The sequence below is a fragment of the Salinibacterium sp. NK8237 genome (assembly GCF_015864955.1).
In the GTDB taxonomy this organism is placed as follows: Bacteria; Actinomycetota; Actinomycetes; order Actinomycetales; family Microbacteriaceae; genus Rhodoglobus.
This window is the reverse complement of the sequence record NZ_JADYWE010000002.1, coordinates 214,139-237,910: the sequence shown is the minus strand read 5'-3', so window position 1 is coordinate 237,910 and position 23,772 is coordinate 214,139. Positions and strand designations below refer to the sequence as shown.

18 protein-coding genes, 1 tRNA gene and 1 other RNA gene are annotated in these 23,772 nt (G+C 60.8%); 5 read left to right on the top strand and 15 right to left on the bottom strand.

Annotated features, from left to right (window positions below; translation table 11 throughout):
- Window positions 1-51: 51 nt before the first annotated feature.
- From I6E56_RS11515 to I6E56_RS11505, 3 genes are read left to right on the top strand one after another with little or no spacing between them, the layout of a single operon-like run.
- Complete coding sequence (locus I6E56_RS11515) at window positions 52-900, top strand: transporter substrate-binding domain-containing protein (protein ID WP_197138660.1); 849 nt, start codon at window positions 52-54, stop codon at window positions 898-900.
- Window positions 901-910: 10 nt separating this feature from the next.
- Complete coding sequence (locus I6E56_RS11510) at window positions 911-1,777, top strand: amino acid ABC transporter permease (RefSeq protein ID WP_197138659.1); 867 nt, start codon at window positions 911-913, stop codon at window positions 1,775-1,777.
- Window positions 1,774-2,505: an amino acid ABC transporter ATP-binding protein gene (locus tag I6E56_RS11505; protein WP_197138658.1), complete on the top strand. Its 732-nt coding sequence runs from the start codon at window positions 1,774-1,776 to the stop codon at window positions 2,503-2,505. Before I6E56_RS11510 ends, I6E56_RS11505 begins: the two co-directional genes overlap by 4 nt.
- Window positions 2,506-2,577: 72 nt before the next feature.
- On the opposite strand, the gene I6E56_RS11500 is transcribed toward I6E56_RS11505, so the two are convergent.
- The 15 genes from I6E56_RS11500 to ffs form a co-directional block, all read right to left on the bottom strand.
- A complete protein-coding gene (locus I6E56_RS11500) occupies window positions 2,578-3,243 on the bottom strand; it encodes a thymidine kinase (RefSeq protein ID WP_197138657.1) in 666 nt (221 codons plus the stop codon).
- Complete coding sequence (locus I6E56_RS11495) at window positions 3,243-3,926, bottom strand: response regulator (protein ID WP_197138656.1); 684 nt, start codon at window positions 3,924-3,926, stop codon at window positions 3,243-3,245. Before I6E56_RS11495 ends, I6E56_RS11500 begins: the two co-directional genes overlap by 1 nt.
- Entirely contained in the window at window positions 3,913-5,067 is a 1,155-nt protein-coding gene (locus I6E56_RS11490; RefSeq protein WP_197138655.1) for a hypothetical protein, read from the bottom strand. The genes I6E56_RS11495 and I6E56_RS11490 overlap by 14 nt, the downstream gene beginning before the upstream one ends.
- Entirely contained in the window at window positions 5,064-6,284 is a 1,221-nt protein-coding gene (locus I6E56_RS11485) for a sensor histidine kinase (RefSeq protein ID WP_197138654.1), read from the bottom strand. The genes I6E56_RS11490 and I6E56_RS11485 overlap by 4 nt, the downstream gene beginning before the upstream one ends.
- 139 nt (window positions 6,285-6,423) lie before the next feature.
- The gene (locus tag I6E56_RS11480) at window positions 6,424-7,899 is read right to left on the bottom strand and encodes a malate:quinone oxidoreductase (RefSeq protein WP_197138653.1); all 1,476 of its coding nucleotides are present in this window, start codon (window positions 7,897-7,899) and stop codon (window positions 6,424-6,426) included.
- Between the two features lie 20 nt (window positions 7,900-7,919).
- Window positions 7,920-8,591, bottom strand: a complete 672-nt coding sequence (locus I6E56_RS11475) for an SGNH/GDSL hydrolase family protein (protein WP_197138652.1) — start codon at window positions 8,589-8,591, stop codon at window positions 7,920-7,922.
- A gap of 76 nt (window positions 8,592-8,667) precedes the next feature.
- A complete protein-coding gene (locus tag I6E56_RS11470) occupies window positions 8,668-9,357 on the bottom strand; it encodes an SGNH/GDSL hydrolase family protein (RefSeq protein WP_197138651.1) in 690 nt (229 codons plus the stop codon).
- Between the two features lie 38 nt (window positions 9,358-9,395).
- Window positions 9,396-10,460, bottom strand: coding sequence for an aspartate-semialdehyde dehydrogenase (locus I6E56_RS11465; protein ID WP_197138650.1), 1,065 nt, complete (start codon window positions 10,458-10,460; stop codon window positions 9,396-9,398).
- Between the two features lie 73 nt (window positions 10,461-10,533).
- Window positions 10,534-11,799 (bottom strand): aspartate kinase, encoded by a 1,266-nt coding sequence (locus I6E56_RS11460; protein WP_197138649.1) that lies wholly within the window; start codon window positions 11,797-11,799, stop codon window positions 10,534-10,536.
- 91 nt (window positions 11,800-11,890) lie between these two features.
- Complete coding sequence (gene recR / locus I6E56_RS11455) at window positions 11,891-12,490, bottom strand: recombination mediator RecR (RefSeq protein ID WP_197138648.1); 600 nt, start codon at window positions 12,488-12,490, stop codon at window positions 11,891-11,893.
- A gap of 3 nt (window positions 12,491-12,493) precedes the next feature.
- Window positions 12,494-14,713 carry a DNA polymerase III subunit gamma and tau gene (locus tag I6E56_RS11450; protein WP_197138647.1) on the bottom strand — a complete coding sequence of 740 codons (2,220 nt, stop codon included), beginning with the start codon at window positions 14,711-14,713 and terminating at the stop codon, window positions 12,494-12,496.
- A gap of 287 nt (window positions 14,714-15,000) precedes the next feature.
- A complete protein-coding gene (locus I6E56_RS11445) occupies window positions 15,001-19,113 on the bottom strand; it encodes an IPT/TIG domain-containing protein (RefSeq protein ID WP_197138646.1) in 4,113 nt (1,370 codons plus the stop codon).
- Between the two features lie 279 nt (window positions 19,114-19,392).
- A complete protein-coding gene (locus I6E56_RS11440; protein WP_197138645.1) occupies window positions 19,393-20,514 on the bottom strand; it encodes an acetate/propionate family kinase in 1,122 nt (373 codons plus the stop codon).
- Between the two features lie 2 nt (window positions 20,515-20,516).
- Window positions 20,517-22,655, bottom strand: a complete 2,139-nt coding sequence (pta, locus tag I6E56_RS11435) for a phosphate acetyltransferase (RefSeq protein WP_197138644.1) — start codon at window positions 22,653-22,655, stop codon at window positions 20,517-20,519.
- Between the two features lie 54 nt (window positions 22,656-22,709).
- Window positions 22,710-22,806: signal recognition particle sRNA small type (gene ffs, locus I6E56_RS11430), an RNA gene on the bottom strand.
- Between the two features lie 143 nt (window positions 22,807-22,949).
- On the opposite strand from ffs, the gene I6E56_RS11425 reads away from it, so the two are divergent.
- A tRNA-Ser gene (locus tag I6E56_RS11425) sits at window positions 22,950-23,034 on the top strand.
- Window positions 23,035-23,082: 48 nt separating this feature from the next.
- The gene (locus I6E56_RS11420; RefSeq protein WP_197138643.1) at window positions 23,083-23,736 is read left to right on the top strand and encodes a hypothetical protein; all 654 of its coding nucleotides are present in this window, start codon (window positions 23,083-23,085) and stop codon (window positions 23,734-23,736) included.
- Window positions 23,737-23,772: the final 36 nt, after the last annotated feature.

Below are 23,772 nucleotides of genomic sequence, written 5' to 3'. Positions count from 1 at the left end.
TCTCGGGTGACGTTTGTTCAACCACCTCACGCACAGCAACTGGAGATTTCCATGACCTCATCACGGCATTTTCGCCGGGCCCTCATCGCCACCGCAGCAGCAGCTGTTTTGGCTTTGACCGCCTGCACCGCAGACACCACCGCTGACACCAGCGCCACCGTCGACGACGGTTCGCTGCCCACCATCACGGCAGGCAAGCTCACCATCGCGACGGGTGAGCCAGCCTACGAGCCTTGGATGGTCGACAACGACCCCTCCAACGGTGAGGGCTTCGAAGCTGCCGTGGCCTACGCTCTGGCCGACGAACTCGGCTACACGGCCGACGACGTAGTGTGGGTTCGCTCAAGCTTCGACAGCGCCATCGCGCCTGGCCCCAAGGACTGGGACCTCAACCTGCAGCAGTTCTCGGTGACCGAAGACCGCAAGCAGGCTGTGGACTTCTCCAGCCCGTACTACACGACCACTCAGGCGATCATCGCCACCGAGAGCTCGGCTGCAGCAGACGCCACGTCGCTCGCTGACCTCAAGGACGTCATCGTCGGTGTCGCCAGCGGCAGCACCAGCTACACGATCGCCGCTGAAGCGCTCGGGGACGACCTCTCGGTCTTCAACTCCAACGAAGACGGCGTTCTCGCGCTGACCAGCGGTCAGATCGACGCCTTCGTGATCGACCTCCCGAGCGCGTTCTACCTCGCCAACGTTGAAATCGATGGCGGCGTCATCCTCGGCCAGTTCGAGTCCTCCGCCGGCGGCGACGAGTTCGCCTTCGTTCTTCCCAAGGATTCCGAACTGACCTCTCCCGTGAGCGAGGCGCTCGACGCGCTCGCTGCTGACGGCACCCTTCAGGCCATCCAAGACGAGTGGCTCAGCGCCGCTGTCGACGTTCCAGTCTTGAAGTAAGCACACGTCGATGGGTACTGAAACGAGCTCGCCGTCGTGGCAGCTCAGTGATCTTGAGTTGTCCCGTCGGAGCGCGCGTCGGCGCGCAACGGGTCGTTCGGTACTCATCGGCGTTGTGAGCACCATTGCTTTCGCGGTGATCGTTGGTTTGCTCATAGTGAACACCCCCGGCTGGGAGAGCGTCAAAACGTCGTTCTTCAATGTCGAGGTGGGCATCGAAAGCGTGCCCTCGATCCTCGTGGGGCTCTGGCTCAACATCCAGGTTCTGTTTATCTCAGCAATCGGCGTCGCTATTTTCGGCACGCTGCTTGCTGTGACGCGGTCGTTGCGCGGACCTGTCTTCTTCCCGCTCCGCGCAGCGGCAACGATCTATACCGACCTCTTTCGCGGGATGCCGCTACTCATCGTTCTCTATCTGGTCGGTTTCGGACTCCCGGCGCTCGACATTTTCCCGCGCATGCCCGCCATGTTTTGGGGAACAATCGCCCTCATCCTCACCTATTCGGCGTACGTCGCCGAGGTGCTGCGCGCTGGCATGGAAGCCGTGCATCCGTCGCAGCGCATGGCGGCGCGTTCGCTCGGACTCACCCATGCCAAAACTTTGCGGATCGTGGTGATCCCTCAAGGTGTGCGCAAGGTTGTTCCCGCTCTCATGAATGACTTCGTCTCGATGCAAAAAGACGTGGGACTCATCTCGATTTTGGGTGCCGTAGATGCCGTTCGTGCCGCCCAAATTCAAGTCGCCCAGAGCTACAACTTCACGCCCTACGTGATTGCAGCCCTGCTCTTCGTTGTCATGAGTTGGCCGATGATCAGGCTCACCGATTGGCTCACCGCACGACTCGCTAAGCGCGAGCAGATCGGAGGCGTCGTATGAGTGTTCTCGACGTGCGCGGAGTGCGCAAACAGTTTGACGACCACGAGGTTCTGCGCGGCGTCGATCTCTCGATCAACAAGCACGAAGTCGTCGTGCTCATCGGAGCCTCGGGATCAGGTAAGTCAACGCTGCTGAGAACCATCAACCTCATCGAGCGTGTGGATGACGGCCAAATTGTGCTCAATGGTGACGACATCACCGACCCCGGCATGAACGCTGACTCGGCCCGCAGCCGAATTGGCGTGGTCTTTCAACACTTCAACCTCTTTCCGCACTTGCGCGTGATCGACAACATCACATTGGCCGCGCGCGAAGTGCACGGAATGTCGAAGGCGGATGCCACTGCTCGCGCAATGGACTTGCTTGTCTCACTGGGCCTCGGCGACAAAGCGCGGGACTACCCGGATCGTCTCTCTGGCGGTCAGCAACAGCGTGTGGCCATCATCCGTGCGGTGTTGACTGATCCAGAATTGCTGCTTCTCGACGAGATCACGAGTGCGCTAGACCCGCAGCTCGTTGGCGAAGTGCTCGACCTGGTTCGACGCTTGAAGACCGACGGTTCAACCATTCTCATGGCAACCCACGAAATGTCGTTCGCGCGCGAAGTAGCCGACCGCATCGTCTTCATGCAGGGCGGGCGCATCGTTGAACAAGGCACGCCAGCACAGATCTTCGACTCACCGCAGGAGCCCGAAACCGTGCAGTTCCTCTCCCGCGTTCGCCACTAGAGCGCGATCAGCGGCACCAACGCGGACACGCGCGGTGGCGGTGGCGGTGCCGCCGACACCAACGAACAGCGTCTAGGAGAAGTCGGCGTCTGGCGCGCTTCCGTAGCTGAACTCGATCTTGGGGCGCCATCCGCTATTGAGAACGCCACCGCTTTCTTCGAGGTAGCACGCTCCGCACAGCGACTGGTAGCCGACATCCACACCATCAATGGCAACCTGGTCACCGTCGAAAATGAAGTCGTCGCCGACTGTGCGCGCATTGAAGACAGCCTTGCGACCGCAGCGACAGATGGTCTTGAGCTCTTCCAAGGAATGGGCGATCTCAAGTAGCCGCCGACTGCCAGGAAATGCGACCGTCTGAAAGTCGGTGCGGATGCCGTAGGCCAGCACCGGAACCTTCTCGACGATCGCGATACGAAGCAAGTCATCGACTTGAGCTTCGGTAAAGAACTGGGCCTCGTCGACGAGTAAGCAGCTCACCGGCAGCCCGGTCTTCTCGAACACACGGGCGCGTTCACGAGCGAACACCTCGTACACATCGTCGGTGGGCGAAATAGTGAAGTCGACCTGGCGAGTCACACCCAAACGCGAAATGATCGCGTTGTCACCCTTGGTATCGATGTGAGGCTTAGCCAGCAATACCTGCTGGTCACGCTCTTCGTAGTTGAAAGCGGCCTGCAACAACGCGGTGCTCTTGCCACTGTTCATGGCTCCGTAGCGGAAATACAGTTTGCTCATCAGCGTAGAAATCCATCCTCAGCGGCCCGACGAATCAGGTCAGCCTTTTTGCTAGCCGGCCGGTTGGCCTTTGCGTACTTTTCACGCACTCGCCGCAGGTATGTCTTCGCGGTCTCATACTGAACATTCATGCGCTCAGCGACCTGCGGTGTGCTTAGTCCAGAAGCGTACAGGGTGAGGGCGTCAGCCTCACCTGCGCTCAACTTCGGCTTCGACTGATCTGCCGACCCTGAAGGCAACGGGCGCCAGTCGTGCTGCTGCGCACCTTCGGCGTCGACACCCATGATCTGACGGGCCGAATCCATCACTTCATGCATCGGTAGCGACTTCGAAAGAAACGTTGCCGCACCGGCTGCCAGGGCCCGGTCACGGGCCTCCCTGCTATCGAGGCTAGACAACACGATCACTTTGGCTCCCGCTGCCCGACACGTGCGAACACGAGCCTCGATTGAGACAGGCTCTTTCAATTGAAAATCAAGAAAGACCAACTCGGTGGGAAAACGGTCACTGTGCACGAGCTCAAGCCAGGTGCTGGCGGTAAGCACCACATCGAAGTCCGGCGCGTTGTTGGTGATCCAACTGTTGAGGCTGTCAAGCAGCACCTCGTGGTCGTCGAGGATCGCCAACCTAATCGGCGGTCGGTCACCGAGATGGGCGCTGAGGCGGGTCTCAGGAGATGTCATAAGTGAACCTAACGGTGAGAGTGGGTGATCGATATGAAATACGAAGTCCGGTAAAAACAACGCGCAGAACTGCCAGATATGGCGACAGCGTCGAGCGCCAGGGCGACTCGGCTGACCGGATAGCTCCGGTAACGGTAATTTCCGCTCCGACGTCGGTCTTCTCAATGACGAGTCGCACGCTTCTGCGATCAATCTCACCGCCGGTTGCGACAGCCAGCACGGCTGCGCGTAACGCTGTGCGCTGATGGGCAGTCATCGCTCCAGCAAGGCGATTGGGGTCAGACACACGCTTGCCGTCGTCAAACGAACCGAAAGAGTTCGCAACGACCGATTCGAGCCAACTGCGGTTGACCTCAGTGACCATGAGTTCACGAATGGATTCCGCATACTCAGCCGCGCGCATCCGATCCTCAGGCGAAATAATTCCGCGCTGAGCAAGTTCAGCAAACAACGGCACGATATCGCGGTTGAGGATAGTGACACGGTCCTGTTGCACTGAGCGTGCGACCCCAGCATGCTGGCGTCTCAACTGACGCGACGTAGCTCTCTGCGCACGTGACGCCCACTCTTCGTGGGTGTGAATGAGGGACCGCGCGAACGCAGCACCGCCGATCGACATCGTGAGCACGGGCGTAATGGCGAAGAGCGCGACGATTATCGCCGGAGCGTGAAACGCTGAAACCGACGACTGTACGAGGGCGATAAACCCCGTGAAAATCGAGGCAACCACTCCCATCGTGACCAGCTCTGCAATGGGCCGATATGGTGCGAGTGCCATGCATGCGGTGCCGATGAGCAGCGGCCCCCAAAAATCAGTGAGGAGTGCAGAATTGGCTCCCAGCGACGCCGAGCTGAGCGCAAATGCGATGATCAGAAAGCCGACGACAGAAGCATGCATTCCACCGCTAAAGGGGGCTCGCAGCGGGCTGGTGCCTACTACCAGTGTCACCGCAGACAGCGCAATAAAGATCAAAGCAATACCGGCGAGCACTGGATGCGCAATATCCGGCACACTAATCCATGTCATTACAGCGCCGAAAACTAAGAGGCCACCTCCCGCAGCAACGCTGACGGGCCGCCCATCAAGGGTGCCTAGGGGGTCAAGCTGCTGAATTGACTCTGTCTCGGCAAGTACGGTCATTGGACCGCGCTCCGCACCAAAGCCGGCGCATTCGATGCCGTGGGCACTCGAATCATCACTGACGTGCCGAGGCCCGGACTCGACCAGACCTGAACGGTGCCCGAAACAGTCTCGATACGCCGGCGAACAGACTGCCGCAGACCGAGCCGATCAGCACCCGTCTCTGCTTCGTTAAAGCCCTTGCCTGCATCCACGACGAGCACGCTCACTTCGCTCTCAGAACCGAAGATAGCGACCTCAGCCCGCATCGTGCCCGAGTGATTGATGACGTTCACGAGGCACTGTTTGACCGCGGGGGCGAGCGCGGCATCACCTCGAGCATCCAGTCGAGACAGTGCCGTCAAATCACCGGTCACCTCGACGGTGAGCTCAAGCGCTCGTACGTCAGTAATCACCGCCAGGAGTGCGCTGTTTTGCCAATCGTGCCGCGTGTTATCAGAAGTATCGAGTGCTGCTTCGGAAAGCCACTCCTCGCCGACGAGCACCTCGAGGTCACGGCTAATGTCGCGCTGCAGGTTCGTGTTCATGGCGCCAAAGGGAGCATTCGCGATAGCGGCAAGATGCCCGAGAACGGTGTCGTGCATCACCGCAGCGGAGGTGGCTTCGATGCCGTAGCGAAGGTTCGCGAATTCATCGTCACGCGCCGCCCGGTGAAGATGTGACTGCACGCTGCGCACGCCACGCTGGCTAAAACGCAAAACGAGGAGCACGGCAACAACAACGAAATAAATCACGAGGGAGACTGGGTGGGGGTGAACGAAACCCTGAATCTGAAGTGACGCCAAGGCCACTGAGGCTTGCGAGACGCTGAGGCCAATAGTGCACCACAGGATGCTCCATGCCACACTGCGACCAGCGCCTCCCACGAGCATTAACGCGATCATGGCAAGGTCGAGCAGGTAGTGTCCGACCACTCCCACCGGCTGCATTTGCGAAATGATTGTGAGCGCGAGCCAGAAGAGAGCCGGTGCCCCGATGAGAAGGTGCGCAACTGTAAAGAACACTGTGCGGTAGCGATCAACAAGCCGCACGGTCACGATCATGGGGATGAGAGCGATCGCAGCAGGCATCAAGTTTCGGCTGGTGTCGCTGGCGTACAAGCTCACAACCCCGATGAAGGCGAGCGACAAGCAGACGAACGCGACAGCGTTAATAGCTCGCGCAAAAGCCCGCGTCACACTCTCTTTGCGCAGGTGGGCAGGCAAGCCAATTGACATGCATGCTCCCGTTCCTCGTGCCGCAGATACCCCGGCTCCAAGTATGGCAGCATTCGGGGTACGAGCTGTACCCCGCGTGCGGGGTACATTTCAGCCGGAAGCCCCTGAAATGGGGTACAACTGGCTCGTTGTGCGCCGCTTACGGGTTGATATGAAGCGCCTTTGCCGTGCGGGCAAGCGTCTCGTGCGCAAGTTCAGGCGAGTCAGCAAGCTGCTGGCCGAACGTCGGAATCATTTTCTCGATCTTGGGACGCCACTCATCCATGCGCTCGGGGAAGCACTTCTCCACCAGACCGAGCATGATCGGAACAGCCGTGGAGGCTCCCGGCGATGCGCCGAGAAGGCCAGCAATGCTGCCATCCGCGGAGGACACGACCTCGGTGCCAAACTGCAAGACACCGATCTTCTTCGGGTCTTTCTTCATCACCTGCACGCGCTGACCAGCCGTGATGCTGTACCAATCTTCTGGCTTGGCATTGGGCACGAACGCCTTGAGCTCTTCGAACTTGGTCTCAGGGCTCGCCATGAGCTGACCAACCAAATACTTGACAAGCGACAGGTTGCTGAGCCCGGCAGCGACCATCGGCAACACGTTGTGCCAGCGGATGGAAGCAAAGAGGTCGAGAACTGAACCGGTCTTCAAGAACTTGGGGCTGAATCCGGCATACGGGCCGAACATGAGGCTGCCCTCCCCCTCAACGACACGAAGGTCGAGGTGAGGAACCGACATGGGAGGCGAACCAACAGCCGCCTTGCCGTAGACCTTGGCGCTGTGGGCAGCCACGATCTCAGGGTTGTCGGTGCGCAGGAACTCGCCGCTGACGGGGAACCCGCCGAACCCACGAATCTCTTTGATGCCCGACTTCTGTAGAAGGTTGAGGGCGTAACCGCCAGCACCCACGAAGACGAAACGTGCGGTCACGGGCTCGACAGGAGTGCCGCCGATGTCGTGACGCAGCTTGAGCTTCCACAGACCGTCGCGCTGTTTCGTGAGGTTCGTGACCAGGATGCCCGTGCTGAGCTCAGTGCCCGACTCCACGAGGTTATTGACGAGGTAGTGCGAGAGCGCGCCAAAGTCGACGTCTGTGCCTGAAGCGATATGGGTTGCGGCAACGGGCTCTGACTTGAGGCGACCTGGCATCATGAGCGGCGCCCAGCCGTGAATGACGGCAGGGTCTTCGCTGTATTCCATCCCCGCGAATAGCGGGTGATCCTTGAGCGCTTCGAAACGCTTGCGCAAGTATTCGACGTTTGTTTCGCCCCACACGAAGCTCATGTGCGGGGTCGCGTTGATGAACGACTCCGGCTCAGGCAGTGCACCCTCGTCGACGAGGTACGACCAGAACTGGCGTGACACCTGGAACTGCTCGTTAACCTTCACCGCACTCGAAATCTCGATAGAGCCATCGCTCTTTTGCGGGGTGTAATTAAGCTCGCACAGCGCGGAATGTCCGGTGCCAGCGTTGTTCCACGGATTCGAACTCTCCAGGGCCAAGTCGCCCAAGCGTTCGAAAATCTGGATCTCCCAGTCCGGCTGCAATTGCTTCAGCAGCGTTCCGAGGGTGGCACTCATGATTCCGCCGCCGATAAGCGCGACGTCGACGGTTTTCTTCACAACACCACTTTAGCCTTCTGTTAGAGGCCCAAAGTGCGAAGAGCCTGATCCATCTCGATAGCCATCGCCGCGTAACCGTCATCGTTGGGATGCAAGCCGTCGCTGGCCATCAACTCGGGGTGCCCCTCGATCCAGTGCGAGGCACCCGGAATGTAGTCAGCACCGATGTCGGATGCCGCAGCCTCAACCCACGCGATGATGGTCTCAACTGACTCTGGCCGCTCATCCGTGTACCAGAATGGCTCGACAACAATGAAGCGGGCATCTGGAAGCGCGGTGGTCAGCCGGTCGAAATCTGCTGAGATTTGAGCGCGGATGTCGTCGGCTCGGGCATCGAAGCTGAAGTTGTCGTTGAGGCCCATCGTCACGATCACAATGTCGGGGTCATCCGCGATGATCATGCTCGGAAGGTCGCCGTCGCCGAACGTGCTGCGGTTATTGACAAAGCCAAGCCCGTTCACGCTCGGATTGAACTCGCTCCACCCCCGCTGCTCGCTGATCACCGTCGACCACCGGTTCTCGGAAGCCGACGCTCCGGTGCCGAGAGTGTAGGAATCGCCGTAGAAAGCGACGCGCACATCGTTGGGGTCGCGTTCAACGACTGGCTCCCCTGCGCTGCATGACGCCAGGCCAAGGGCTGCCGCGACCGCCACAGTTGCAGCGATGATGCGAGCTACTGAATCGAACTTCATGAAGGGAGTTCGGCGCGGGTGGCCCGAACGGTTGCTTTCGCCTGCAGCCCCAGAGACGGTCACGGAGCTCCGCGAGCTAGAGCCCGAGGTCGCGAAGTGCGAGATCCATCTGACTCGCGATGGCGGCGTGACCCGCATCGTTGGGATGCAGGTTGTCTTCGGACATCCACTCCGGATGCCCCGTAAGCCAATAGGACGCACCAGAAATGTAATCGGCTCCGACCGCTGCAGCCGCGTCACTCACCCACGAGATAATCACGTCAACCGAATCAGGGCGTTGCGTCTTGTACCAGAACGGCTCGACAACAATCAGCTGGGCATCCGGAAGCTCTGTGGCCAGTCGCTCGAAATCGCTCAGTATCTGGCCAGGGAGCTCATCAGCGTATTCGTCAAAAGTGAAGTTGTCGTTGAGCCCCATCGTGACGATTACGACGTCGGGGTCGTCGGCAATGATCAGACTGGGAAGATCGTCATCGCCGAGCTCCGCGCGGTTGCGCATGAATCCCAGGCCACTCACGCTCGGGTTGAACTCACTCCAGCCATGCTGGCTACTGAGAAGCGTCGACCAGCGCAATTGCTCCGCTGATGCTCCTGTTCCTCGCGTGTAGGAGTCGCCATAGAAAGCGACCCGGAGAGCATCGGAATCAGCTGCCGCGACGACGAGAGGCTCCGTCGAGGCAGCACTCGTCGCGCACCCCGCAAGACCCACCGTGACGGAGACCGCAATCATTGCAATGATCGTGCGGGCTGCGGAACCGAAGGTCATACGGGAAGTTCGGAGCGGCGGGCAGTGAAGCGTGCCCGCTAAGCCGAAACCTTTGCGAGAATCTTTGCTGCAACAAGCTCCGCGATTTGCACCGCGTTGAGAGCGGCACCCTTGCGCAGGTTGTCGTTGCTAATGAACAACGCGAGGCCGCGACCGTTCGGTACGCCCTCATCCGTGCGGATGCGACCCACAAAGCTGGGGTCGGCGCCGGCAGCATCAAGCGGCGTCGGGATGTCGCTGAGGCTCACTCCCGGAGCATCCGCCAGCAATTCCTTCGCCCGCTCGGGGCTCAAGGGCTTGGCGAATTCGGCGTTGATCGACAACGAATGACCGGTGAAGACTGGAACGCGCACGCACGTGCCACTGACCAACAGGCCGGGCAGTTCGAGAATCTTGCGGCTTTCGTTGCGCAGCTTCTTCTCTTCGTCGGTCTCGTTGAGGCCGTCATCGACCAGGTTGCCGGCAAACGGCACGACGTTGAACGCAATGTTCTTGGGGAACTTGTTCGGGGCCGGCATGGTGACAGCCGCGCCATCCTCCACGAGTCCCATCGTGTTTTGGGCGACCGCAGCAGCAGCCTGCTCGAGTAACTCTTCGCCACCGGCAAGGCCTGCGCCAGACACAGCCTGGTAGGTGCTCACGATCAAGCGCTCAAGACCGGCTTCGGCATCCAGAACCTTCAGCACGGGCATCGCTGCCATCGTCGTGCAGTTCGGGTTCGCAATGATGCCCTTAACGGCCTGATCAATCGCGTGAGGGTTGACCTCGCTGACGACCAGCGGAACCTCAGGGTCCATGCGCCAGCCCGACGAGTTATCAATCACCGTGACACCGGCCGCCGCAAAGCGCGGAGCCTGCGCCAACGACGTCGTGGCACCGGCCGAGAAAATGGCAACGTCGAGGCCCGTGGGATCAGCAACAGACGCATCTTCAACGGTGATCTGCTCGCCCTTGAAAGGCAACGTCGTGCCCGCACTGCGAGCAGACGCGAAGTAACGAATCTCTGCTACCGGGAAATCGCGCTCTTCCAACAGACGACGCACAACAGCGCCAACCTGACCCGTTGCACCAACAACACCAATACGGATGCCTGCGTTACCCATGAGTACCTCTACCTACCTTTTGTATTCGCCACACTAGCGCCGAATAATAAGAAAATTTGGCCGCGAAGCGCGGTTAGCGGCCCGTTCCCGCATGAACGACAGCCTCTTCGTCACCATCGAGACCGAAGGCCGTGTGCACAACGCGAACCGCCTCAGCTACCGTGTCCGCACGCGTGACGACAGAAATACGGATCTCACTCGTGGAGATCATTTCCATATTGATGCCAGCCTCGAACAGAGCCGTGAACAGTCGAGCCGACACTCCAGCGTTGGTGCGCATGCCGCCACCGACCACGGAGAGCTTTCCGATCTGGTCATCGTGCTGCAGCGACTCGAAGCCAACCTCTTCTTGATTGAAGGTCAACGCGCGAAGCACATCTTCGGCATCCGACTTCTTCAGAGTGAAGGAGATGTCGGTGCGACCGGTGGCCGCCTCAGAAACGTTCTGAACGATCATGTCGATGTTGGCATTAGCGGTGGCCACGATCGTAAAGATCTGAGCAGCCTTTCCTGGAACGTCAGGAACTCCTACCACCGTGATCTTCGCTTCGCTCAGATCGGAGGCAACACCTGTGATGATTGCTTCTTCCACGCTCTCTCCATCCTTCGGATTGACTACCAACGTGCCTGTCTTGTTATTGAACGACGACCGCACGTGAATCGTTACCCCGTGCCGGCGCGCATATTCCACCGCGCGCACATCGAGCACCTTGGCGCCTGCCGCAGCAAGCTCCAACATTTCTTCGCTCGTGACGACTTCGACCTTGCCCGCTGACTTCACGATGCGGGGATCGGCCGTAAAAATGCCATCGACGTCGGTATAGATTTCGCACGTCTCGGCGCCGAGCGCGGCGGCGAGGGCTACCGCGGTGGTGTCAGAGCCACCGCGACCGAGAGTCGTGATGTCTCCGGTTCCGCGGTTGAAGCCTTGGAATCCCGCAACGATCGCAATCGCGCCATCATCGAGGGCTTCTCTGACGCGGCGAGGAGACACCTCCACGATGCGCGCGGCACCGTGCTGAGCATCCGTGACCATTCCGGCCTGGCTACCGGTGTAGCTTCGGGCGTCGACGCCTAAACCCTTGATCGCCATGGCGAGCAAGGCCATCGAAATTCGTTCGCCAGAGGTGAGCAGCATGTCGAGCTCACGACCGGTCGGTACGGGCACGACTTGCGCGGCGAGGTCAAACAGTTCGTCGGTGGTGTCTCCCATGGCTGAAACGACAACAACAACGTCGTTTCCGGCCTTTCGGGTTTCTACGATGCGCTTAGCGACGCGCTTAATACTCTCAGCGTCGGCAACGGACGAGCCACCGAACTTCTGAACGATGAGGCTCATTGTTCTCCTGAAGCGTGGTTGAACGGGCAGCTGGTGCCCAAAATGCGAGTCTAACGGTGCAGGCAGCACCCGACGTATTTCGTTACGGGGGCTAGTGGCCGATCGTTCGACGACCCTCGAATGCACGACCGAGGGTTACCTCGTCGGCATATTCCAAATCTCCGCCGACCGGGAGCCCGGACGCGAGACGAGAAATGCGAAGGTTAGGTTGAACGAGAAGTCGCGTGAGGTAGGTCGCGGTTGCTTCACCTTCGAGATTGGGGTCGGTCGCGATGATGACTTCTGTGACGACGCCGTCAGCTAACCGGCCCAACAATTGCTTGATACGCAACTGGTCGGGTCCAATTCCATCGATGGGGCTGATGGCTCCACCGAGTACATGATACAGCCCGTGGAATTCGCGAGTGCGCTCGATAGCGACGACGTCTTTCGCCTCCTCGACCACACAAATCGTTGCGGGTGAACGGCGAGCGTCACGACAAATCGAACACGTATCGTGCTCGGTTACGTTGCCGCAAATGGCGCAAAAATGCACTTTGTCGCGGATGTCGTTGAGCAGTTCTGCAAGCCGACGAACATCGAAACTTTCGGTCTGCAAAATGTGGAAAGCGATGCGCTGAGCAGACTTGGGCCCGATGCCGGGAAGCCGACCGAGTTCGTCGATCAGTTCTTGAACAATTCCGTCGTACACGGGTTACTCGTCTCTCGGCTGCGGCACCACACGGGGCGCCACTTGCTCTTCTTCGATAAAGGTTGCGTTCAGCAGTTCGCGCACCACAGATTCGCCATAACGCGAACGATCCATTTGCGCGGCCGTTGCGGTCATTGCTGCTTTTGCCATTGATTCTGGCGGGGCAGGGGGCGCAGCTGCGGCCGCGGCTGCCAAGCGATCGGCTGTCGGCTTCTTCGCAGCTTGCTGGGCCTGCTGCGCCTGTGCTGTGACAGTGCGTTGTGCTGCAGCGCCACCACGGGCCGCCGCAGGATCACCCTCGGGCTCTGGATCAGACTCGGGAATGGCCGCTACAGCCCATCCCCCGGGTTCACGATCTTCGGCCGGCGCAGGTTCCTCAGGCTCGGGGCCGTCGTCCACTGCGGACGCTGTGCGCTGCGGCGAGCGCGGCTGAGCTGTGGGTTCCGGTGAAACCTCAGGGGCGGGCATCCGCGATTCTTGCTGAGGCGCCGCGGGCGCTGTGGCTGTGGGACGGCCAGCGGGCGGCGCTGACGGCGCACCCTCAACCTTCGCGATGAATGCGGGCTCGAAACCGAGCACGTGCACGACGGCCTTCTTGAGATAGTCGCCGACTCCTTCGCCTGGCGCACTGCGCTGCTTGAGAGCATCAACGTCGCGTTGGCTGGGGAAGGAGAGCACCAAAATCTTGTCGTCGCGAAGCTCGAGAGGCTTCGCCGTGAACACGACCATCCATGCGGTGCGCTTGAGATTCTCGACGACGTCAAGAATTTCGGGCCAGGCATCTCTGACTTGCTGAAACGACACCGGCGTCGTGCGTGGCGAAGCGGGGGCAGAGAGCCCAGTATCGGATGCCGCTGGCGTCTGTGGGGCGGCAGCGGGCGCAGTTGAGGCAGCCGCTGGTGCCGCCGCCTGTGGCGCCGGTGGTGTTGCTGCTGCCGAGACGCTCGGAGCGGGCTCAGCGGGACGCTCAGCCGGTGCCGCTGATGGCGCAGCTGACGGTGCCAGAGTGCGCGCCGGTGCCGCGGTGGCAGCCGGAGCTGCCGCGAGCGGTGCGTCACCCTCGATGCCGATACGGCGTTCGAGGCGCTCGACCCGGGCGAGTGCACCACGTTGGGTGTTATCGCTTGCTGGCACCAGAATGCGAGCCAGCATGAGTTCGAGATGCAGGCGCGGCGATGTCGCACCGGTCATCTCGGAGAGCGCTGCGTTAATGACATCCGCGGCGCGCGAAAGCTCAGCAGCGCCGAGCGTGTGGGCCTGCTGCGCCATGCGCTCAAGCTGATCTTGCGGGATGCCGCGCAGCACGGAGGCTGCATTGTCTGCGGTGGCTGCGACAACGATGAGGTCGCGCATCCGCTCAAGAAGATCTTCGACGAAACGACGCGGATCTTGACCGGTCTGGATGACGCGGTCGACCGACGAGAACGCAGCGGCAGCGTCGCCGGTGCCGAGGGCGTCAATTACTTCGTCGAGCAGCTCGGCGTGCGTGTAACCCAGCAGCGCAACGGCGCGCTCGTAACCGACCGTTGCAGTGTCGGAGCCAGCGATGAGTTGGTCGAGCAGCGAGAGAGTGTCGCGCACCGAACCGCCGCCGGCACGAACAACGAGGGGAAGCACTCCTGGCTCAACCTCGACGTTCTCGCTTTCGCACAGCTGCTGAACGTAGTCGAGCATCTGAGCAGGCGGCACCAAACGGAACGGGTAGTGATGGGTGCGCGAACGAATCGTGCCAATCACCTTGTCTGGCTCCGTAGTCGCGAAGATGAACTTCACGTGCTCCGGCGGCTCTTCAACAATCTTGAGCATCGCGTTGAATCCCTGAGGCGTCACCATGTGCGCCTCGTCGAGAATGAAGATCTTGAAACGGTCGCGGGCCGGAGCAAACACGGCACGCTCACGCAGATCACGCGCATCCTCAACACCGTTGTGGCTTGCCGCGTCGATCTCGACAACATCGAGCGAACCGCCACCATCACGCGACAGCTCAACACACGACGCACACACGCCGCAGGGGGTGTCGGTCGGGCCCTCGGCACAGTTCAAGCAGCGAGCCAAAATACGGGCGGATGTCGTCTTGCCACAGCCACGCGGACCGCTAAAGAGATAGGCGTGATTGACCCGATCGGTGCGCAACGCTGTGCGCAGCGGATCGGTCACTTGAGATTGGCCGATGAGTTCAGCAAAAGTCTCGGGCCGGTATCGGCGATATAGGGCAGCAACCACGCCCCTAGCGTAGTCGTGCCCGCTGACGATCCCAACGCGCTGAGGGCGAACAAGCGCAGGCGCCGGTGAGTCCCCAACTTTTTTTCACCGTTGACCAAACCGCTCTGCGGTGCGCTCCGAATCTTTCCTTGGTCGGCTGGTTACCGACCACCGCCACACCTGATCCGTGGCATGCATTACCCGAATAGACGTGCAGGGCTCCCCGGGGGGATGGAAAGCCCTGCACGCACTTAGCTCTCGAGGCGAGTGATGGGGTGGCAGCGCTCCAGTGCGCGGCCACCCCAATTTCACGCGCGGTGGCGCCCGGTGGGGCGTCGAGAAATCAGAAGCGCCGCGCCCATGCCGAGAAGCATGAGGGCGAGGAGCGCTCCGTTAGTGGGAGAGGATCCGGTGAAGGCCAGACCATCGTCTTCGCCCAACGCAAGAGTCGTGAGCTCGAACGTGAATCCAGGCGTGCTGACCTCCAAAGCACCAGAGGCGACCATCGCAGGAACCCACATGGCCTCGTGCTCCGGGGTGACCACGGTTGCCACCGTGTCGCTGATGACAGTGAAATCAGTTCCCCAGAGAGCACCGAAGCGTGCACCAGTCGCACCAAAGAAGCCGCTGCCACGCAACGTCACAAGCGTTCCGCCTGTGTCTGGTCCACTGAGTGGGAACATCGAATTGACGATCGCAATGCCGGCCGCAGCGTACGTGAAGTCACCGGCATCGGTGTCCTTGATCGGATGCTGGATCACGATTGCCGCAGTCCCTGCAGCATGCGGTGGGCTCGTCACGGTGATCTCGGTGTCACTCACTACGGTGAACGACGTTCCATCCTCGCCATCGAATGTCACTCCCGTTGCTCCGGTGAAGCCGGTGCCCGTGATGGTGACCTCGGTGCCGCCTTCGAGCGGACCCGCGTTGGGCGACACGAGGGTCACCGTGGGGTCAGCAAGATACGTAAACGGCTCCGGCGTTGAATCACCCGCAGCGTGGGTCACGATCACGTCGACGGCTCCTGCAGCGTGCGCGGGGCTCGTCACTGTGATCTCGGCGTCACTCACGACGTCGAACGATGCTCCGACATCCCCGTCGAATGTCACGCCCGTTGCATTAGTGAAACCGGTGCCTGTGATGGTGACGACAGTGCCGCCGGCTACCGGTCCGACAGGAGGAACCATTGACGCAATCGCCGGGCCTGCGGTGTAGGTGAAGTCGCCAGCATCCGCGTTGACAATCGGATGCTGAACTACAACGGCTGCGTAGCCAGCGGCGTGAGCCGGGCTCGTCACTGTGATCTCGGTGTCACTCACGACCTCGAACAGCGTTCCGGCATCTCCGTCGAAGGTCACGCCCGTTGCACCGGTGAAGCCGGTGCCCGTGATGGTGACGACAGTGCCGCCAGCCAGGGGACCAGAACTCGGGGTCAGGCCACTAACGCTCGGGCTTGCCAAGTACGTGAAGTCTCCCGCAGCAACGTCTCCGCCAGTGTGCTCCACGACGACGGCAACAGGGCCGGCCGAGTGAGCGGGAGTTTCTACTTCGATCGTAGTCTCGCTCAGGATGTCGAACGAGGTGGCGGGGATTCCGCCGAACGTGACGCCCGTTGTGCCGGTGAAACCAGTGCCCGTAATCGTGACGGTGGTGCCGCCAGCGATCGGCCCTAGAACAGGAACCATTGCCGAGACGGTCGGAGCGGCAACGTAGGTGAAGTCTCCCGCATCCGCATTGCCGGCGGGATGGAGGACCACAACCGCAGCTGCGCCCTCTACTCCTGCAGGTGTCGTGACGATGATTTCAGTGTCACTCACGACCTCGAAAGACGTTCCATCTTCGCCTTCAAAGCTCACGCCCGTCGCGTTGGTGAAGCCGGTTCCCGTGATGGTAACTTCAGTTCCCCCCACGAGCGGTCCCTCATCCGGAGCGATCGACGTCACGGTGGGAGCTTCCTGATACGTGAAGGTCCCCGGCGCCGAATCGGCTGGCGTACTCAACACCACGACATCAACGGTCGCTGCATCATGAGGCGGGGAAGAGAGGGTGATGGTGTTGTCGTCGACAATGGCGAACGGAGTGACCGGATCCCCATCAAATGTGACCCCCGTTGCGGCATCGAAACCCGAGCCCGTGATGGTCACGTCGGTGCCACCCTCGACCGGACCGATGTTCGGCGACAGCGAGGAGATGATCGGCGCAGCGGTGTAGGTGAAGTCACCCGCATCCACGTTGCCGATCGGATGCTGCACCACCACTGCGATGGTGTCGGCGTCATGCGCCGGACTCTCGACAGTGATTTCGGTGTCGCTCACGATCGTGAACGAAGTTCCGAGGTCACCATCAAAGGTAACTCCCGTGGAACCGGTGAAGCCGGTGCCCGTAATCGTCACTTCGGTTCCACCGGCAAGCGGTCCGAGCACAGGGCTGAGGTCTGAGACGGTTGGAGCTCCCCGGTAGGTGAAGTCGGTCGGAACCGAGTTGCCCGTTGTTCGCTCGATGACGAGGTCGACGACGCCAAGATCGTGGGCGGGGCTCGTCACCGTAATCTGCGTCTCACTGTCGACGGTAAATTCTGTGCCGTCAGTTCCATCAAACGTGACGCCCGTGGCATCGGTGAAGTCAGTTCCTTCAATTGTGACTACCGTGCCGCCCGCGATCGGGCCGAAGTCTGGGGTGAGGGACGAGATGACAGGCACCGGAGTGAAAGTGAACTCGCCAGCATCCGAAGCACCGGCGGGATGTTGGATGATGACCTCAACGCCACCGGCGGCGTGAGCCGGGCTCGTGACCGTAATTTCCGTGTCGCTCACGACAGTGAAATCTGTGCCTGCGGAGCCGTCGAAGGTGACGCCGGTGGAACCGCCGAAGTCAGTGCCCGTCAGAGTCACCGGGGTGCCACCCGATGCGGGACCACTTGTGGGGTCGACATCGGTGATTACGGGGCGCACTCCCGCATTGTTGGGTCCGACGACTGAGCGTGCGACGTCCAGCTCTAGAAGACTCTCGACCAACCCCACTCTTAGCGCTGTTTCGACGAACTGCTGATTCGGGGACTCCCCCAGAAGTTCTTGGTTATTGACCGTGAGGCCCACAATCGCGTCGAGAGTGAGCAGCAGCGGGTTCAACACGTTTGCGACCGGCGTGATGACGCCTGTCTGGATCCCGTCAATGAATGCTTTGAGAGCGCCCACCTCCGGATCGATCAGCGGAGCGACGATCGGGCTAACGACCAATCCCAGAGGCGCGACCAGCGCCGAAGCGAGTCCGTCAACGACGGACTTCACTCCGATCACGTTGACCAAGCCGTCTGCCGTGATCGCACCGGTGCCATCAGCAAGTTCTGCGAGCGTGCCTGACACCGAGATCTGAGCGAGGGGAATGGTAACGCTCGTCAGCGGCAGCTTGACTCGAAGGTTGACGTCAATCTGAACAAAAGCTTCTTCAAGCGCTGCAGTAACGACTTCTTCCAGTTCATCGGCGAAATCGCCCAGGATTGCAGTCACGGCGAGTGAGATTGCGCTGAGCTCGTCGGCGGTGAGCACAGGCGTATTTGCCGGGAGGTCATCGAGGGTGCCGCCGTGCAGTGCCGCAAGATCGATCACAACCTCACCCGTGCCGAGGTTTACCGTGACCGGTCCCGGGTCCGCAGCCGGACCAGTTCGAATCTCGGTCAGTAATGGCGCTATGACACCAGGGAGGTCCAGGGACACGCTCGCAGAGGTATCTCCGATGCTGACCACACCGACAGTGTCGAATGCCGCGGATGCCGTCGAAGTCACCGTCCCTAACAGGGTCCCGCCGGGACCGACGACTGCGTCGACTGCACCCGTCAACGTGCCGGCGAGCGAGTCCACGGTCGCCGAAATACCGGCGATGGTGTCACTCGTGAGCAAGAGTTGCGAGCCGACAATCTCGTAGTCCCCCGTTGCGGGAGCCGCTTCGACGGACTCAGCGCGTGAGCTGACTGCCCCGACGTCAAGTTTCAATTGTGTGAGTTCCGTCGCAAATCCGTCGACGAGAATTTCGGTCAAGTCGAGGGACAGCGCTGACGGAACGCCGGAGGGATCAACAACAGCAACCCCGACGTCACCGCTCGCGTTCACTAGACCGGAGGCCGCGACGGAACTGCCATCGTTAGCCGCTTTGGCATAAGTCCCGAGAAGACCGACATCCGCGAGAACAATCGGAACCTCGACAGGACCGACGCCGGCCGCAGCACCGACAAGCGCGTCAATACTTGACGTATCGGTCTGGAGTGACTGAGTGCCGTCGTTGCTTGCGCTCGAGTAACCAAGGTTGAGGCCTACCGGTAGGAGATTCTCAAGCAGCGTTCCGGAGAGAAAAGTCGACTCTGCAATGGAGTCGTCGCCGGCTAAGGCCTGCGCCGGAGCGCCAGCAGAGAAAACGGACAAGGCCACAAGGCCAGCCGTTGCCAACGTCGTTATGCCGACTCGAAGTGCGGGAGCGAGTCCCTGCGACTGCTTGTGCGTACTAAAAATTTGTTCCCCGAAGACCACAATTTCCCCCTGATCACGAGGCCGACGCGCACGTTGCACACGTCGTTAACTCGAGTAGTGGTTGGCTACTCGCGGGGTGGTGAGCCCCTAGTTAAGTCCGCCCGAATTCGGCCTCACGCACATAATACGAGGAAACGACAATCAGTCACAATAGACCAAAAAGGGGGACAAATAATTGGTCTATCGGGTTACAGCCTCGAGAGACTCTCGTGCTATCTGCAGTTCCTCGTTCGTAGGGATAACGAGCACCGTGACGGGCGAATCGGACGTTGAGATGACGCGCTCGCCATGATTGGCTGCGGCGTTGGCGGCAACATCCATTTCGATGCCGAACGATTCGAGACCTTCGACGGTCGCCAAGCGCGTGTTCGCGTTGTTCTCCCCCACGCCCGCGGTGAACACGATGGCGTCCGCGCCGCTCAGGGCCACGAGGTACGCACCAAGGTAGTGACGGAGCCGGTGGTAGTAAACACCGAGCGCCGCCTGCGCCTGCTCATCGCCAGCATCCGCCTTCGATTGCACATCGCGCATGTCTCCGGTGCCGGTCATACCAAGCAAGCCGCTCTCACGGTTGAGCAAGTGGTCTAATCCGGGGAGGTCCATTCCTGCTCTGCCGAGATGGAAGAGTGCCCCAGGATCGATGTTGCCGGAGCGGGTGCCCATCACGAGCCCCTCGAGCGGTGTCATCCCCATCGAGGTGTCGACGCTGCGACCGCCGTCGATCGCGCACACGGATGCCCCATTGCCGAGGTGAAACACGATCAGTTTGAGGTCGGCAAGATCTTTGCCCAGGACTGCGGCCGTGCGCCCCGCGACGTAGCGGTACGAGGTGCCGTGAAAACCGTAGCGACGGATGCCGTGCACTCGGGCCAGTTCCGTATTGATCGCGTACGTGTAGGCGTGGGGCGGCAGCGTTCCGTGGAATGCGGTATCGAAAATTGCGACGTGTGGCACGGTCGAGAATGTCGCCCTCGCCGCCCGGATCCCCTTGAGGTTGGCGGGGTTGTGCAACGGCGCCAGCACCGAAATCTCTTCGAGCCGATCTTCAACCGCATCCGTAATCACGGTGGCTTGAGTGAACTCCGCCCCGCCGTGCACCACACGATGGCCGACGACTGCCGGATGCTCGTCCCCGAGCTCGGCCAAGATCTGCCGCATTCCGTCGTCGTGGTCCGCGGCTCCTCCGCCGTGTTCTCCGATGCGTTCTACGATGCCGCCACAATAGACAGAACCGGACTCGGCATCGAGCAGTTCCCACTTAATCGACGAGGAACCGGAGTTCACTACGAAGACGGTTGTCATTCTTACTCCTTGGCAGAGGCATCGTCGGCGATGCCACGTTGTGCGGTGGCCTCAGCGGCGACCGATTGAGCCTGAATTGCGGTGATCGCCACAGTGTTCACGATGTCTTGCACGAGGGCGCCACGCGAAAGGTCGTTGATGGGTTTGCGCAGGCCCTGAAGCACGGGCCCAATGGCTACCGCTCCAGCACTTCGTTGCACGGCCTTATAGGTGTTGTTGCCGGTATTCAGATCGGGGAATATGAATACGGTGGCACGGCCGGCGACCTCTGAGTCTGGCATTTTTGATTTGCCCACGGCGGCATCCACGGCAGCGTCATATTGGATGGGGCCATCGACGGCAAGATCAGGGCGGCGTTCGACGACTAGCGTGGTAGCGGCCCGCACCTTGTCAACGTCGGCGCCGGTGCCCGATGCGCCGGTGGAATACGACAGCATGGCGATGCGCTGTTCGATGCCGAACTGGGCTGCAGTCGCGGCAGACGAGATCGCGATGTCCGCCAGCTGAGCGGCATCCGGGTCGGGGTTGACGGCACAGTCGCCGTAGACGAGCACGCGATCTTCGAGACACATCAAGAAGACGCTGGACACGATCGATACGTCTGGCTTGGTCTTGATGATTTCGAAACTGGGGCGGATGGTGTGAGCCGTAGTGTGCGCTGCACCCGAGACCATTCCGTCAGCCAGGCCCAAGTGCACCATCATGGTGCCGAAGTACGAGACGTCGGTCACGGTGTCTCGCGCAACCTCCATGGTCATTCCCTTGTGGGCACGCAGCTTCACATATTCCGTCGCGAATCGGGTGCGCAGTTCTTCATCAAACGGGCTCAGGATGCTCGCGCCCGAGATATCGAGACCGAGTTCAGCCGCACGACCACGCACCTCGCCCTCGTCACCCAGGATCGTGAGCTTGGCAACGCCCCGACGCAACAGCGTGCTCGATGCGCGCAAAATGCGGTCATCACTGCCCTCCGGCAACACAATGTGCTGCGGGATGCTGCGAGCGCGATCAAGCAGACCGTACTCGAACATGAGCGGCGTGACGACGGTGGGCGGATGCAGGTCGAGTCGACGCAGCAGCTCTGCGGCATCCACATGCTGTTCAAACAGGGCAAGCGCCGTGTCGAACTTTCGGGGAGACTCGGCAGCCAAGCGACCGCGCGTCTTGGTAATAATGCGCGCCGTGTCATAGGTGCCGAACGACGTGCGAATCACCGGCAACGACACATCGAGACCATCCATGAGGCGCTCGATCTGCGGCAACAGATCAAAGCCACCGTTCAGGATGATGCCCGCGAGCGAAGGGAACGTCTCCGACGCGTGCGCCATCAGCGTCGCCAACAACACATCCGATCGGTCCCCAGCAACCACCACGACCGAGCCCTCGATGAGACGCAGCAGCACGTTCTCCATCGTCATACCGGCCACAACTACGCCGAGCGCTTCGCGCTGCAGCAGATCATCGTCGCCGCGCAGCAATTCACCATCAACGGCAGTGAGTAGGGAGGCAAGGCTGGGCGCAATAAGGAAGGGGTCTTCGGGGATAGCCCACACCGGAGTATCGTCGCCGACCGCTGAGCTCACTCCGGCGATGATGTCGGTCATGAAGTCGGGGTCAGACCGATTGACGATCACGCCGACCAGACGCGCGTGAGCGGCATCCAATTCTTGATGCGCAATCGAATACACCTGAGCCATGTCGGCGGGGCTACGGCTCTCGCCGTCCTCAGACTGACCACCCAATACCAGGAGCACCGGAGCACCGAGGTTCGCGGCGACGCGTGCGTTGTAAGAAAGCTCGGTGGGGCTGCCGACATCCGTGTAGTCAGAACCCACAATCACGACAACGTCGCACTGGGCCTCGACAGCCTTGAAGCGTTCGATGATGCGGCTGAGCGCCAGCTCGGGGTCAGCGTGCACGTCGTCGTACCCCACGCCGACAGCTTCGTCGTAGCTGAGATTGACAGCCTCGTGACCGAGCAACATCTCTAAGACATAATCTCGCTCATCGCTGGTGCGCGCGACCGGCCGAAACACCCCCAGACTCTTAGCTTCACGACTGAGCGTGTCGAGCAGACCGAGGGCGATGGTGGACTTGCCAGCGTGGCCTTCGATGGAGGTGATGTAGATATTCCGCGTCACCTCTCCAGCCTACGCCGGAAGATGCACCCCAGAAGGTGATGCCGGGCGCTTAACAGAAAAGACCCCTCGCGCACCCGCCAGAGCCCGGTTACCCTTGCTACGTTTCCGTCCTGGGGGAATTGGCCTGGATGGCGCCACGCGAGGAGCCGCCCCCAGTCTACCCAAAATTCTTGGCCCTCGCGCGCCCAAGCCACGGCCCCAACTCACCGTGTTTACGACGCCGATTACCACTGGGCCGCCCACCCCGTTATGATCACTTGAGGCTGTTTGCGCTAACCCGCTTTCAACCTGTCAGGAGAATTCGCCTAGTGGCCTATGGCGCACGCTTGGAAAGCGTGTTGGGTGCAAGCCCTCGGGGGTTCGAATCCCCCATTCTCCGCACTTACCCCATTGTGATCGCCCACGCGAAAAAACGAAGGGAACGCCGTTGTCGCAGAACAGCAATCCTTATGATTTGTCGCCACGCGATCCGCGTCACCGGGTCCGTCCGCCCCGCAGCTTGTATCACCGCGGCGTCATCGCTGGCCTAGCTTTTCTTGGCCCGGTTTTCGGCGTTCTCTACCTCATCGTGCTTCCCGATGGCCCCTGGCTTGCCGTAGTCATCACGCAGATTGTTGCCATTCTGGTCGCGGTGGGCGCCATCATCGCCTACTTCCGTATCGGGATCTGGTTCTCTGCTGACGCCCCCGTCGTGAGCGAACGCGGCTTTTTCGGTCGCAACGTCCACTTCGATAAAGCCGATGCCCAATACATTCTTCTTGCCAAGGTCTATACGAGCGATGGCTTAGAGACGCGCACGCAGCTCGCTGTGATGGGCGCCAACAAACGCCGTCTGCTTCGGATGCGTGGCCAGTATTGGGCCCCCGAACACTTTGACCAGATCGTGGCCGCGTTCTCTGTTCCCGTTACTGAGCTTCACGGCCCAGTATCGACCGCCGAAATTCGCGAAGACTATCCCGAAGCTCTCTACTTTTTTGAACGGCATCCGACCGCCTTCATTGCGGTTGCGATTGGTGCCACCGCGGCCACTGCGGCGATCCTGATGGTGGCGCTGGCGTACTTGCGCACGCTCGGCGCCTAACGCGCTCAGCGCGCACCCCTCAGCGCCGGCCTACCG